We start from the raw sequence: 13,958 nt of genomic DNA on the forward strand, positions 1-13,958 counted from the left end.
GCGAGAGTAGGTCATCGCCAAGCACCAAATAAGAGACAGCCCCGATCATTCGCTTGATCGGGGCTTTTTCGTTTTACAGCCTTAAAAGCCGTGGTCCGCAGTCCGAAAAAGCGTATCAGTCAGGGTAGGAGCCACGCCCTCGTCGCGATGTGTTTTAGTGTGTGAATGTGTTTATCGCGACGAGGGCGGGTAGGTATTCTATTCGTACCACCGGTGTGATTCACAGCTGTACGGGGAGCGCCGATCATCCTACCCTCGAACCTCGGCTATTGTTTATTTAAATTTCAGCGTATAACCGGCATTAGCCAGATAGCCGGCTTCTTGTTCTAAGTCGGCTTGGGTGAGAGGTTGATGATTAAGCCAGTTATCGGGGAAGCTTAGAGAGATTGTGTTGTCTGCTGCGGTTAAGTGAAAAGAGGGGAGGCGTTCTCGGCTACGGCTACGATTGAGGACAAAGGCTAATCTTAATAGAATGGTTAGCCGACTAAAATGTTTCGCTTCTCGAGGCAGTAGCTGCTCAAAAGTGCTGCTGGGAAACTTACGTCGATGACCTTGTACGATCGCGGCCAGTTGAATCTGTTGTCGTTTAGTGAATCCGGATAGATCTGAGTTGAGCAGAAGATAGGCGCTGTGTTTATGGTATTGGCTTCGCGCAATTGTGAGGCCGGTTTCGCAGCAGCGGGCGGCCCAGCTGAGCATGTTGTGATACTCATTATTATCGAGATTCCAGTCTTCGCGAACCTGTGTCAGTGCGATCAGAGCAGTTTGTTCGAGACGCATCGCCTGCGCTTGATCCACACGATAACGTGTCATCATTGCGTTGATACTGCGCTCACGGATATCTTCGTGGCGTAATCGACCAGTCATATCATAGAGTAGACCTTCACGTAATGCGCCATCGGAAAAACGGATCTCTTTGATACCCAAAGATTCAAACGCCGCCGACAGAATCGCGATGCCCGCCGGAAATACCGCTCGACGTTCTTCTTTCAGGCCTTCAATCTCAATTTCATCGACATGATTATAACTGAGAATCTTTTGTTTTAATTTCTGCAACGCTGAGGCGCTAATTTTATCGGTTGAATAGCCTAAGGTGATACAGGCATTACGCACGGCTTTTATGGTACCGGATGAGCCGACACAATCATCCCAGCGGCGTTGACGATAAGTGCGTTTGATATTGAGCAGTTCACGCAGTGCGCCAAAGACAGCAAGCTGAAAGTTTTTTTCGGTAATACAACCGTTGGGAAAATAGCGATTATTAAAACTTACGCAGCCCATTTCGAGGCTGGCTAGCTCCAGGGGTTCAAATCGTTCGCCAATAATAAACTCTGTGCTGCCACCACCGATGTCGATCACGAGGCGGCGGTCATTATCGCCAGCAAGCGTATGTGAGACTCCGAGATAGATTAGCCGAGCTTCTTCAATGCCGGCGATGATTTCGATCGAGCAGCCCATAATCTTTTCAGCTTCGATAATAAAGTCGTCACTATTAACCGCTTCCCTTAGAGCATTGGTGGCGACAATGCGGATCTGCTGTTCGGGGATGTCCCGTACTCGTTGAGCAAAGCGTTCCATACACTCTAGCCCTCGCTGAATTGCTTCAGCACTGAGAATACGATCTTCATCGAGACCTGCAGCTAGTTGAACTTTTTCAGATAGTAGGTCAATGGGTTGAAGTTCACCTTGAACTAATTTGGCGATAACGATGTGGAAACTGTTTGAACCGAGGTCAATGGCGGCCAACAGAGATGGCTCATGAGTGCTAGTGGTAGGTTGATTCATATGGATGCACTTTAAAAAAAAGATAATGCCTCCATATTAGCAGATATATGTTACTGATTAGAGTGTCAGCAATGTTGATATGGTTGGTGGTATTGATCTCGGTGGAGATTCAGCCAGTATTCACAATCGTTTGATGACAGTGGTATGATCGGTATCCATTTCTATTGTGTGAATATCACTACAGAGGCTTTTTATGAGTGAAAATATTATTAACGTGACCGATGCTTCCTTTGAAGATGATGTATTGAAAGCTGATGGCCCTATATTAGTTGATTATTGGGCAGAGTGGTGTGGCCCTTGTAAAATGATTGCTCCGGTACTTGAAGAGATTGCTAAAGAGTATGATGGCAAGCTTAAAGTCTGCAAATTGAATATCGATGAAAACAATGAAACTCCCCCTAAATTTGGTATTCGTGGTATTCCTACCTTGATGCTGTTTAAAGATGGCAATGTTGAAGCCACTAAAGTGGGTGCGCTGTCTAAATCTCAATTAGCGGCATTTATTGAAGAAAATATCTAAGTCTGCGGGCTAAAAATCGTCGGGAGTGACCAGGATCACGGTTTGCTCCCTGATTTACTGGACTCTTTTTAACCAACGCATTATAGTGTCACTTCCAAACATCGGATTCTGTTCCAGATCCCTGCATAACAGCTCTGGTTTAGAACTCTAATTTCACATTATCAATTCAATCTGACCCGAATAGTTAATTATTGCTGTTCCGCTCAAGGCGTTGACCTGTCTTCCTACACTACATATACCTATGAATCTTACCGAACTTAAAAAGAAAAGTGTCCCCGAATTGCTAGAAATAGCGAAAGAGATGGGACTTGATAATCTGGGGCGATCCCGTAAACAAGATGTTATTTTTGCGATTCTTAAGCGTCATGCTAAGGGTGGTGAGGATATATATGGCGATGGCGTGCTGGAAATATTGCAGGATGGTTTTGGCTTTCTGCGATCGGCGGAAGGTTCATACCTCGCTGGTCCGGATGACATTTATGTCTCCCCGAGTCAGATCCGTCGTTTCAATCTGCGTACCGGTGATACGATCTCCGGTAAGATTCGTCCACCTAAAGACAGTGAACGTTACTTTGCGCTTTTGAAAGTTGATCAAATCAACTTTGATAAGCCAGAAAATGCAAAGAACAAGATTCTGTTTGAAAACCTGACGCCGCTGTTTGCGCAAGAACGGTTGAAAATGGAGCTAGGTAACGGCAGTACTGAAGATTTGACTGCCCGTGTTATCGATCTGGTTTGTCCGATGGGTAAAGGTCAGCGGGCATTGTTAGTGTCTCCGCCTAAGGCGGGTAAGACCCTGATGCTGCAGAATATTGCTAACTCGATCAAGCGTAACAATCCAGAAGTTCACCTGATTGTTCTGCTCATCGATGAGCGTCCTGAGGAAGTTACCGAGATGCAACGGACTGTTCGCGGTGAAGTGGTTGCCTCAACCTTCGATGAGCCACCGTCACGTCACGTACAAGTGGCGGAAATGGTGCTGGAAAAAGCCAAACGTCTGACTGAGCACAAACAGGATGTCGTGATCCTGCTCGATTCTATTACACGTCTGGCGCGTGCCTATAACACGGTTATTCCATCATCCGGTAAAGTGTTGACCGGTGGTGTGGATGCGCATGCGTTAGAGCGGCCTAAGCGTTTCTTCGGTGCTGCTCGTAATATCGAAGAGGGTGGTAGCTTGACTATTATTGCTACCGCTTTGGTGGATACCGGCTCGAAGATGGATGAAGTGATCTTCGAAGAGTTTAAAGGTACTGGTAACTCTGAAGTACATCTGGATCGTAAAGTGGCTGAGAAGCGGGTTTATCCTGCTTTTAATATTCGTCGCTCTGGTACACGTCGTGAAGATTTGCTGACCAGTGAAGAAGAGCTACAACGGATGTGGATTTTACGTAAGTTACTCGATCCAATGGAAGATTCAGCGGCTATCGAGTTTGTGCTCGATAAACTGAAAGACTTCAAAACGAACGACGAATTCTTCCTCTCTATGCGTCGTTCATAATTCATATCTTTGTTATCAAAGGGTAAGCTTAGCGCTTGCCCTTTTTTATAGCTGAATATTATGTCAAACCTGAAATACAAAGACCTGCGTGACTTTATTGATAGCCTTGAACAACAGGGTGAATTGATCCGAATTAGCGTCGAAGTTGATCCCAATTTGGAAATGACGGAGATCTGTGATCGCACTCTGCGGGCGGGCGGGCCCGCGCTACTGTTTGAAAACCCTAAAGGCTATGATTATCCAGTATTGGCTAATTTGTTCGGTACTCCGCGACGTGTAGCGTTGGGTATGGGACAAGACGATGTCGCTAGTCTACGAGAAGTCGGCAAGCTATTGGCGATGTTGAAAGAGCCTGAGCCTCCCAAGGGCATGAAAGATGCTTGGGAGAAGCTACCGATTTTCAAACAGGTCTTGAACATGGGACCGAAAAAGGTTCGTCATGCGGCGTGTCAAACCCATGTGATTGAAGGCGATGATGTCGATTTAGGTAAAATTCCGGTACAGCGTTGTTGGCCAGGAGATGCCGGTCCACTGGTGACTTGGCCGCTAGTGATTACGCGGGGGCCGAATAAGTCGCGGCAAAATTTAGGCATCTATCGTCAGCAGGTAATTGGAAAGAATAAGCTGATTATGCGTTGGTTGGCGCACCGAGGCGGGGCGCTGGATTTTCGTGAATGGCAGCAGCAACATCCGGGAGAGAACTTTCCGGTTGCGGTTGCGCTGGGTGCCGATCCGGCGACCATTCTCGGCGCGGTAACACCGGTACCCGATAGTCTGTCTGAATATGCGTTTGCCGGCCTATTACGTGGCGGCAAAACCGAAGTGACACAGTGTCTTGGCAGTGATCTACAAGTCCCTGCCAGTGCTGAGTTTATTCTCGAGGGATATATTAGCCCAGATGAGATGGCTGACGAAGGTCCTTTTGGTGATCATACCGGTTATTACAATGAGGTCGATAGTTTCCCTGTGTTTACCGTAGAGCGAATCACGCACCGGCCTGATCCTATCTATCACAGCACTTATACGGGGCGTCCACCGGATGAGCCTGCGGTGTTGGGGGTGGCATTGAATGAAGTGTTCGTGCCGATTCTACAGAAGCAGTTTCCTGAAATTACTGATTTTTATCTGCCCCCTGAAGGCTGTTCTTATCGCATGGCGGTGGTGACGATGAAGAAACAGTATCCAGGGCATGCGAAGCGCGTCATGCTCGGCGTTTGGTCATTCCTGCGTCAGTTTATGTATACCAAGTTTGTTATCGTTTGTGATGATGATATCAATGCTCGCGATTGGAATGATGTTATTTGGGCTATTACCACTCGGATGGATCCGATTCGGGATACGACGTTAATTGATAACACGCCGATCGATTATCTCGATTTTGCCTCGCCGGTTTCAGGCTTGGGTTCAAAGATGGGTATGGATGCCACTAATAAGTGGCCAGGTGAGACCACCCGTGAATGGGGTGAACCCATTGTGATGTCGGATGACGTGAAGCAGCGAGTCGATGATATCTGGGATCAGTTAGGCATTTCGAGTGACTGAGCGTTACCGTATCAGCATTAATGATCTGTACTCGATCGATGCTGAGCCGGGATTGTCGATATTCGATAGCCTACATCAGGCGGGCTATCGTATGCGAGTTAGCTGCCGTAACGGTGTTTGTCAGATCTGTAAAATCACACTGCTACAGGGCCATATTGAACAACGTTATCCGGCCCTTAAGTTATGTTTGCTGGCTGAAGATAAGCCAGCTCAGGTTTATGCATGTACGGCGGTGCCTGTGAGTGATATCAAGATAGAAATTGATGGGTTACTTCGCCCAGGAGAGTTACAGATGAAAAAACTGGTTTGTGATATCGCCGCTGTTGAGCAACTTAGCGATGATGTCTATCGAGTACGTTTGCATCTGCCGGTGACAGGGCGTCAAGCGATAGAATTTCATGCGGGACAGTATCTCGAAATTATTTTGCCAGATCAGCGTCGGGCGGCTTTTTCCATTGCTAGCGCACCGGACTTGAGCAGTGATATTGAGCTGCATATTCGACGGATACCGGAAGGCGAAATGTCGCTGGCCATTATTGAGTATCTAACCCATAACCCCCGCGTTGAAATTGAACTGCCGAAGGGTGATTGTTATCTTGAAGCCGAGGCATTAGCGGCCGATACCACGGTGATTTTGGCCGCGGCTAGTACGGGCTTCTCGCAAATCAAGAGTATCGCTGAGCATCTGCTGGCAAACCAAGTGAGTAATCCCATCCATATTTATTGGGGGGCTCGGGCAGAGGCTGATTTTTATCTCCACAGACTACCGTTGCAATGGGCCGCAGAGCATACCAACGTTCAGGTTCATCTGGTCATTAGTGAGCCGCAGAGTAGCCCCGATTGGACCGGTCGTACGGCATTACTGCCGGAGGCTGTCGTGGCAGACTTTGAACATTTTGAGAACACCGAGATCTTTACCAGTGGCTCGCCAGCGATGGTATACGCGCTGACTGATGCCTGTGAAGCGAAGGGACTACAAATGACACAGATACATTCGGATGTGTTCGCTTATGCACCCCGTCAATAAAATCAGTCGCTAATGAGACGAGCATGAAAGGCAGCGGGAATAGTAAGCGCTAGCAACATTCAGGGGGTGAACTTATCCCGCTAGGTATACAAAAAAAGAGAGCCATTGGCTCTCTTTTTAGTTACATGGGGCATGATGCTTTAAAGCGGGGCAATCTTCGTGGTGCCTTTGTTTGGCAGTGGCAGGGCAGGCAGACCGCCGCCGATGACACTCAGATGCTGATCCATTAGCTGACGCAGTTTGTCTGCTTCACCGAGGTTTTTTAGCAGTCTTGCCAGTTCGCTGAGGGTTTCGGCTTTAGGGCTTTGCTCTAGGCTCTGCTCGAAGTAGGTAACGGCTTTGCCCCAGTGCTGATTGCGCTGTGACAGGCGTCCTAATGTGAGTAGTAGGTCGGCATTCAGTGGATCATCTTTCAGCCAATGACGGGCATTTTCCAACTGTTTTTTAAGGTTATCACCTTCGATGCGGCCGTAGAGGTTAATCAGTTCGTTGTCGCTATTGCGGTTAATCAGATCGCGAATCACCGGTTCTGCCTTGGCTTCTGCGCCGATACTCACTAATAGACGCGTATAGTGACGCGCGAGAACATCATCTTGAGTCAGTTGGCCGGGCATATTATGCCAAGTTTCTGCGAGCACTTTGCGTTGCTCTTCGGGAGAGCTGCCTTCGGTAATGCTCAGCTCTAACAGGTTTTGATAACAGAGTTGTTCCGTTTCGAGCAGCTTTTCGGGTTTTAAGGCTTTGTTTTTCCGTAGCAACGGAATTAACTGTTTGACCGCTTGCCAGTCATCGAGCTCAATATAGACTTTATTCAGCAACTTCATGACATAGGTATTTTTGGGGGCCTGTTGACGCAGGCTCAATAATGTCGCCAAGCAGGGCTCCAACTGACCGCGGGCCAGTTGTGTCTGTGCTTGATTGATACCCACAGCGATCTCGGCCTCAGGTGTTGCACTTCTCGCTTTTTGTAGCAGCTCGTCGCAGGCTTGTTCGTCACCTTGCTCTTGTGCCGCATGCGCGGCTGCCAAATAGTTGATCAGAGGGAGGTCTGCATGGTCGGCTGATTTGGAGAGCAACCGTTGTGCTTTCCACCAATTGCCTTCGGATAGAGCAATCAAGCCTTTGAGAGTTTTATCGTGAGCGATACGGCTTTTACGGCTGCCGCTCCAGAGACGTAAGCGAGTGCCTGACTGGAGTGAGCGGTTAAAGAGGTTGATACCCCAGTGGAGTGCAAAAAACAGCACTACGATTAAAACTAAAAAGACCCATAGGCTCATTTCAATGGTGGTTTGGCCGTAGGCCAATAGGGTGTAGCCGGAGTCTTGAATCATCTTCTGGCCGATCCAAGTACCGGCAAAGAGGAATAATAGCAGCAGGATAAATACGCGTTTCATCAGGCAGCTCCCTCTTTCAGTTTACGCATCGCTTTAACGTAGTTTTTGAGCGCGGCGAGTGAACCGGAGATACTTGGCATCTGCGGTGCGACTTCGACTTGTTTCAGCTCTTCCAAGGCTTTCAGCAGGGATTGAGTATTACTGGCATTTTGCTCAAAGTAAGTGCCTATCCATTGCTGTGCCTTGGTAAGACTATTGAGATAGCTTTTAGGTTTACGTTGTAACAAAGACAGTTGCGCCTGTTCCAGCATCAGATGCAGGTTCTGCTGCAGGTAATAGCTTTGCTGTGGTGATAACAGAGGCTCGACCGGTTCACTACGATTTTGGATCACAATCAACTGACTGGCTTGTTCCGATAGGGTTGCCCAAGCTTGTTTGATATCGGTGCTCCAGCTAGAGGCGAACTCTTCGCTCTTCATCTGATCCAATAGATCCGGTAGTTTATGTTGTTCTGTCAGCGGAATAACCTGGAGATGATCAACCTGAGTACTGAGGGCACTTAGGCGTAGAAACACGCCTTCGATATCGAGTTCAGGTACGGCTTCGAGTGCGGCGATATCGGCGGCAACAGCTTTACGAATATCGTAGATAGTGACATCGTCGGTTTCACTGAGAATCTTATCGGCAGAGCGGAGTAATTGGAGTGCGCCTCGAGGGGTTTGTTCCATGAGTACTCGTTGATTGGCTAAACGTAGTAAATATTCAACTTCGGCCAACAGCCAGTCTTCACGATTGTTATTCTGCGCGGCAGTGACTTGCTGAATACTTTGAGTCAATCGTGCTTGCAGTTCGTTGACGTTGGACTGATCTTGCGCTGCTTTGCTTTGTAGTGTTGAGAGCTGCTGATTGAGGCTGTCGATCTGTTGCTCAAACTGTTGCTGGCTTTGAGTCAGTGTAGCGTTGAGTTCGGTGGTGACGCTTTGCTGTGATTGCTGCATTTGCGTGCCGGATTGCAGCTGCAGCCAGTAAAGGTAAACTACACCTATAATGGCGAGCAGTGCTAGTAGCAGTGCAATGCGTCCGGCCCAACTGGGTTTTGCTTTGGGCGCGGCAGGTTGTTCAGGTGGCGGAGAGGCTTGCGCTTCTTCAGGTTTTGGATTGGCCGTTTTTTTATTGTTCGTTTTGGCTGATTTGTCCGGCGATGGCTTCGTTGATGCGTTGCTATCCGTCCCTTCTGGTTTATCGGCGGGGGCGGAATCCTTCTTGATCAGCTCTCCCTCAAGCACTTCTTCTGGTTTATTTGAAGTGGCTGGATTGTTATTCCCGCTTTTTTTCATGTTCTGTCATCCATATCGATAGTCGATAAAACTGTTTCTGCCATTGCCTGATTATCCGGTCCATTGGCGGTCATAATTCGAGTATAGCCTAACTCGGCTGCAATTCGGGCAACGCGGGCACTGGGTACAACCAATGTTGTATGCTTCAGGGCGCTAAGCGCGTGCTCGTTGATCAGCTGAGTTAGGTTATGCACCGCATCTCCGCTGGTTAACAGGGCAGCAGCGAGAGGCTTATCCTTGATAGTACCCATGATCTGCTCGTAGGTATAGAGGGGTAAACGACGATGGTAAAGATTGGCACAGTCAACTTGGGCTCCACGCAGACGTAGCTGTGCCGCCAGTGTTTCTCGACCACCGGCGCCGCGCATAATGAGTACTTTCTGGTGTTGCATGTTTTGCAGTAGCGGTAATGACAGTAACGCTTCAGAGTCATAGCCGGCTGAAGAGTGACTGGCGGTGATGCCATAGGTCGCGAGTTTGAGGGCGGTTTGATGGCCAATAGCTAGCCAATCAATGGCGAGCGGAAGTTGCGGCCAATACTGATCGATCAGATCCATGCCTATGGTGACCGCATTGGCGCTGATAAAAATCACTTTGTGATAGTGATCGAGATCCAAAATGCTACTTTTTAGTGGAGCGAAGGCTGGATCTGGCTCGCAAATTGGGCTGATTTCTAACAGCGGCAGTGACACAGGCTCGAGACCTAGACGGCTAAGTAGCGCCGTTTGGTCGTGAGCCTGATGGTGCGGCCGCGTGACGAGTACTCGAGGTTTAGCCATTTTGTTGATACACGTCTGCAAGAATCTTATCGGCCCCTGCCGCTAATAAACGTTCGGCTAACTCGATACCCATCTGTTCAGCTTGATCCGGACTGCTACGCAATTCATCTCGGAGAATTTCAGTACCATCGGTGCTGGCAACGAGACCGCGCAGATACAATTCATCAGCGGCCTCGTTGAGGGTCGCGTAACAAGCAATCGGTACCTGACAGCCGCCTTCTAAGCGGCGATTCATGGCGCGCTCAGCGGTCACGCGGATAGCGGTTTGTTGATCGTGTAACGGCTTTAGCAAGGCGAGGGTCGTTGTATCATCGAGACGACACTCGATCCCGACGGCACCTTGCCCCCCAGCGGGTAAGCTCTCTTCCGGCGGCATTTCGCTGGCGATCCGCTCAGCCATTTTGAGGCGGACTAAACCGGCGGTCGCTAGAATGATGGCATCATATTGGCCTTCGTCGAGTTTGCGCAGCCGAGTATTGACGTTACCGCGCAGGGTGTTTACCTGCAGATCGGGCCGTTTGGCTCTGATCTGCGCTTCACGACGCAGAGAAGAGGTGCCGACAGTAGCGCCCTGTGGTAATTCATCGAGGCAACGATAGTTGTTTGACACAAAGGCATCGGTGGGCTTTTCACGCGGGCAGATCACTGCTAGGCCCAATCCTTCTGGAAACTCCATCGGCACATCTTTCATTGAATGGACGGCGATATCGGCTTCATTGGCGAGCATCGCGACTTCCAGCTCTTTGACAAACAGCCCTTTGCCGCCAATTTTCGATAGCGGCGAATCCAATAGCACATCACCCTTAGTGGTAAAGCCCATGAGTTCGACGGTGATACCTGGGTGGAATTTTTCGAGTTCGGCTTTGACATATTCTGCTTGCCACAGGGCAAGTGGGCTTTGACGAGTGGCAATGCGGATTACTTTATCGGTCATACAGGATCCTGGAGGGCGTTTGCCCAATCAACTACGCAAATTATTTTTCGATTTTAGCAGATAAGCAAGCCGGTAACAGCCGATCAGACATGCGGTTAAGGGGTGGGTTGCTGTATAATGCTTGCCATTGATTTAGGACAGGGTCCGCTTGCCGTCGGTGCGGATGACAGATTTGAGGTGTCAGTATGAGTGAAGAACAAACCAACCAGCAATGGGGTGGCCGTTTTAATGAGCCAACGGATGCCTTTGTGGCGCGCTTTACCGCATCGGTTCAATTTGATCAGCGGATGTATAAGCAAGATATTCAGGGCTCTATCGCACATGCGAAGATGCTCACTAAAGTGGGCGTGCTGAGTGAAGCGGAGTGTGCCGATATTCTTCAAGGGTTGAGCGAAATTCAGTCTGATATTGAAAGTGGCAATTTTGAATGGTCCATTGCACTGGAAGATGTGCATATGAACATTGAAGCGGCGCTGACGAAAAAAATTGGTATTACCGGTAAAAAATTACATACCGGTCGGTCACGTAATGATCAGGTCGCCACGGATATCCGTCTCTATGTGCGCGAAGAAATTGATCATGTGTTAGCGGAGATTAGTCGTTTACAGCAGGGTATTATCGGCTTAGCTCGTCAAGAAGCGGCGACGGTAATGCCAGGCTTTACGCATCTACAAACGGCTCAGCCGGTGACGTTTGGACACCATCTGATGGCTTGGTTTGAGATGCTGAGCCGAGATTATGAGCGTTTTGCGGACTGTCGTAAGCGGGTCAATATTTTGCCATTAGGGGCTGCAGCGCTAGCGGGGACGACTTATCCGATAGATCGTCAATTGACTACCGAGCTACTGGGTTTTACCGCGCCGACTGAAAACTCATTGGATTCCGTTTCCGATCGCGATTTCGCCATTGAGTTTTGTGCCGCTGCGAGCATCATGATGATGCATATGACCCGTTACTCGGAAGAGTTGGTGATGTGGGCATCGGCGCAGTTTAACTTTATTAACCTGCCCGATCGTTTTTGTACTGGCTCATCGATTATGCCGCAGAAGAAAAATCCAGATGTACCAGAACTGGTGCGAGGTAAGAGTGGTCGTGTTTATGGGCATCTAATGTCTTTATTGACCTTGATGAAGTCACAACCGCTAGCCTACAACAAAGATAATCAGGAAGATAAAGAGCCGCTATTCGATGCTATCGATACGGTTAAAGGTTGTTTGCGAGCGTTTGCGGATATGGTGCCAGCGATTGAGGCGAAACGTGACAATATGCGAGAAGCGGCACTGCGTGGCTTTTCTACCGCGACGGATCTAGCTGATTATGTGGTGCGTAAAGGGATTCCCTTCCGTGATGCTCACGAGATTGTGGGTAAAGCGGTAGCGTACGGTATCGAACAAAACAAAGATTTGGGTGAAATGAGTCTAGCGGAACTGCAACAGTTCTCAGATCAGATTAGCGATGATGTGTTTGATGTACTGACCTTGGATGGTTCGGTGAGTGCGCGTGATCATATTGGCGGCACCGCTCCCAATCAGGTGCGTTTGGCGTGTGATCGAGCTGCAGACATGTTGGCTCAACGTGACTGAGCACTAACGTATTAAGACAAGCCCGCTACGGTTAACCCTAGCGGGTTTTTTGTTTTTAGTACTCAAGTTGGGATACTGAGATCGGATCTTGATTTCAGAACAGCGTAAATTGATCAATCTGTTTAAGCATTGGTGTTAATGATTCAAAAACGCTCTGGGTGTCTGAGCAAGATGTAAACGTGACTGGAATGCAGATGAAACTTAATATTACTCACAAAATGATTCTCGGTTTTGCTTTGATGGTGGTTTTTATCATCGTTGTGGGCGTCGGTGGTTTTAATGCCATTCAGTTAATCTCACACAAGTTTCAGAAGGTTACTCAGGATGTAGTGCCGTCACTGACGGATGGCTTACGACAGTTGGTGCGCTTAGAGGAAGCGAATAATGAGTTGTTTGCGGCGCTGTCACAGCGACAGGTGAGAGAGCTGAATGAGCAGCGCGAGTCATTTGATCAGCAATTGAATAGCTTTAAAGCCGATCAGCAGCTGTTGATCGAACGGGTTTCTGGTGATGCTGAGTTGATGGAACTACTGGAGCATGTGGCGATACGAGTCGATCAGTATTTTTTGCTCGCGGATAAAGTGTTGATTGAGCAACGTCAGATTCTCGATAACGAGCGGCATATTATCGATGCGGATATTCAACTGCGTAAGTTAGATAGTTCGCTGTCCGCCGGGTTGAGTAAGTTACAGGTCGATTATGTGGGTACGCCGGTTGCTAAGGCGGGTAAAGACTTAGCGAAAACATTGCGTATTCATCAGGCTCGGCTCATGAACTATAACCGGACGAAGAGCATTGCTCGGTTGGATAAATTTCTTAAAGCAAAGCAGGGGGATATTGCCGAGGGCTATGACAACATCATCCGTTTGGGGGGGCGGTTTACTGCGTATGAAGACGATATTAAGCAGTTTCAGCAGCATTTTTATGGCGATGCAGGACTTGTTTCCTTGCTTCGTTCAATGGATGTTGCTGGTAACGCTCAGGCGTTGCGCTTGCAGAATACCTACACCTTGATTGCTGCAACCCGTTCGGCGGTTGAAAGTTTTATCGATAAAAATAATCAGATATTGACTCAAGCGCAAGCTCAGGCTGATGCTGAAGTGTTGCTTGGGCGCTGGTTAATTATCGGCTTGTCGGCAGGGGCTGTGATCTTTGCGCTGATCGTTGCCGCCCTGTTAGTGCACACCATTCGTACGCCATTGGCACATATCCATCAAGGGCTGAGTGCGTTTAGGCAAGGTGATTTGAGTGTTGTCTTTGAGGTGAAGCGAGAAGATGAGTTTGGTGATCTGAGTCGTTATCTCAACTCGGTGGTGGAAGAGCTGCGGAGTATTTTGCAGAGTGTCGCGAAAGGGGCTGAACGTCTATCCTTGGTGGCTGACAGCAATGCGGCGATCAGTCAGCAAACGACACAATCGATGGCGCAGCAGAGCACCAAGCTAGAGCAGACGTCATCCGCGGCAGTGGAGATGGAACATAGCGTCTCTGAGGTGGCTGATCACAGTAAAACAACCTTACAGGCGGTACATGAGTTTGAATCGTTGAGTCATGCTGTCAGTCAGCAGCTTCTGGATACCATCGGTAGTATTGAAACGCAGGCATCGGGTATCGATCAG

11 protein-coding genes are annotated in these 13,958 nt (G+C 48.7%); 6 read left to right on the forward strand and 5 right to left on the reverse strand.

The window, feature by feature from the left end; all coding sequences use genetic code 11:
- Positions 1–273 precede the first annotated feature (273 nt).
- Entirely contained in the window at positions 274–1,785 is a 1,512-nt protein-coding gene (gene ppx, locus Q4488_RS18280) for an exopolyphosphatase (protein WP_303581950.1), read from the reverse strand.
- Positions 1,786–1,978: 193 nt separating this feature from the next.
- Between ppx and trxA the strand changes: the two genes are divergently transcribed.
- From trxA to Q4488_RS18300, 4 genes are all read left to right on the forward strand, one after another.
- Positions 1,979–2,305, forward strand: coding sequence for a thioredoxin TrxA (gene trxA, locus Q4488_RS18285; protein WP_303581952.1), 327 nt, complete (start codon positions 1,979–1,981; stop codon positions 2,303–2,305).
- 241 nt (positions 2,306–2,546) lie between these two features.
- On the forward strand, positions 2,547–3,806 hold the full coding sequence (gene rho, locus Q4488_RS18290; RefSeq protein WP_303581954.1) for a transcription termination factor Rho: 1,260 nt from the start codon (positions 2,547–2,549) through the stop codon (positions 3,804–3,806).
- A gap of 60 nt (positions 3,807–3,866) precedes the next feature.
- Entirely contained in the window at positions 3,867–5,348 is a 1,482-nt protein-coding gene (gene ubiD, locus Q4488_RS18295; RefSeq protein ID WP_303581956.1) for a 4-hydroxy-3-polyprenylbenzoate decarboxylase, read from the forward strand.
- Positions 5,341–6,375 carry an FAD-binding oxidoreductase gene (locus Q4488_RS18300; RefSeq protein ID WP_303581958.1) on the forward strand — a complete coding sequence of 345 codons (1,035 nt, stop codon included), beginning with the start codon at positions 5,341–5,343 and terminating at the stop codon, positions 6,373–6,375. The genes ubiD and Q4488_RS18300 overlap by 8 nt, the downstream gene beginning before the upstream one ends.
- Positions 6,376–6,515: 140 nt before the next feature.
- On the opposite strand, the gene Q4488_RS18305 is transcribed toward Q4488_RS18300, so the two are convergent.
- From Q4488_RS18305 to hemC, 4 genes are read right to left on the reverse strand one after another with little or no spacing between them, the layout of a single operon-like run.
- The gene (locus tag Q4488_RS18305) at positions 6,516–7,769 is read right to left on the reverse strand and encodes a heme biosynthesis HemY N-terminal domain-containing protein (protein WP_303581961.1); all 1,254 of its coding nucleotides are present in this window, start codon (positions 7,767–7,769) and stop codon (positions 6,516–6,518) included.
- Positions 7,769–9,046 (reverse strand): uroporphyrinogen-III C-methyltransferase, encoded by a 1,278-nt coding sequence (locus tag Q4488_RS18310; RefSeq protein ID WP_303581963.1) that lies wholly within the window; start codon positions 9,044–9,046, stop codon positions 7,769–7,771. Before Q4488_RS18310 ends, Q4488_RS18305 begins: the two co-directional genes overlap by 1 nt.
- Positions 9,043–9,825, reverse strand: a complete 783-nt coding sequence (locus Q4488_RS18315; RefSeq protein WP_303581965.1) for a uroporphyrinogen-III synthase — start codon at positions 9,823–9,825, stop codon at positions 9,043–9,045. The genes Q4488_RS18310 and Q4488_RS18315 overlap by 4 nt, the downstream gene beginning before the upstream one ends.
- On the reverse strand, positions 9,818–10,759 hold the full coding sequence (hemC, locus tag Q4488_RS18320) for a hydroxymethylbilane synthase (protein ID WP_303581968.1): 942 nt from the start codon (positions 10,757–10,759) through the stop codon (positions 9,818–9,820). The genes Q4488_RS18315 and hemC overlap by 8 nt, the downstream gene beginning before the upstream one ends.
- A gap of 185 nt (positions 10,760–10,944) precedes the next feature.
- On the opposite strand from hemC, the gene argH reads away from it, so the two are divergent.
- Positions 10,945–12,342, forward strand: coding sequence for an argininosuccinate lyase (gene argH / locus Q4488_RS18325; RefSeq protein WP_303581970.1), 1,398 nt, complete (start codon positions 10,945–10,947; stop codon positions 12,340–12,342).
- A gap of 194 nt (positions 12,343–12,536) precedes the next feature.
- Positions 12,537–13,958: methyl-accepting chemotaxis protein (locus tag Q4488_RS18330; protein ID WP_303581972.1), on the forward strand; the 1,422-nt coding region annotated here is incomplete at its 3' end.

The sequence above is a fragment of the Amphritea sp. 1_MG-2023 genome (assembly GCF_030547545.1).
Classification (GTDB): Bacteria; Pseudomonadota; Gammaproteobacteria; order Pseudomonadales; family Balneatricaceae; genus Amphritea.

Coding starts and splice junctions, on each gene's coding strand:
- trxA (WP_303581952.1), top strand. CDS start 1,979: ATGAGTGAAAATATTATTAACGTGACCGATGCTTCCTTTGAAGATGAT.
- Q4488_RS18310 (WP_303581963.1), bottom strand. CDS start 9,046: ATGAAAAAAAGCGGGAATAACAATCCAGCCACTTCAAATAAACCAGAA.
- argH (WP_303581970.1), top strand. CDS start 10,945: ATGAGTGAAGAACAAACCAACCAGCAATGGGGTGGCCGTTTTAATGAG.
- hemC (WP_303581968.1), bottom strand. CDS start 10,759: ATGACCGATAAAGTAATCCGCATTGCCACTCGTCAAAGCCCACTTGCC.
- ppx (WP_303581950.1), bottom strand. CDS start 1,785: ATGAATCAACCTACCACTAGCACTCATGAGCCATCTCTGTTGGCCGCC.
- ubiD (WP_303581956.1), top strand. CDS start 3,867: ATGTCAAACCTGAAATACAAAGACCTGCGTGACTTTATTGATAGCCTT.
- Q4488_RS18305 (WP_303581961.1), bottom strand. CDS start 7,769: ATGAAACGCGTATTTATCCTGCTGCTATTATTCCTCTTTGCCGGTACT.
- rho (WP_303581954.1), top strand. CDS start 2,547: ATGAATCTTACCGAACTTAAAAAGAAAAGTGTCCCCGAATTGCTAGAA.
- Q4488_RS18315 (WP_303581965.1), bottom strand. CDS start 9,825: ATGGCTAAACCTCGAGTACTCGTCACGCGGCCGCACCATCAGGCTCAC.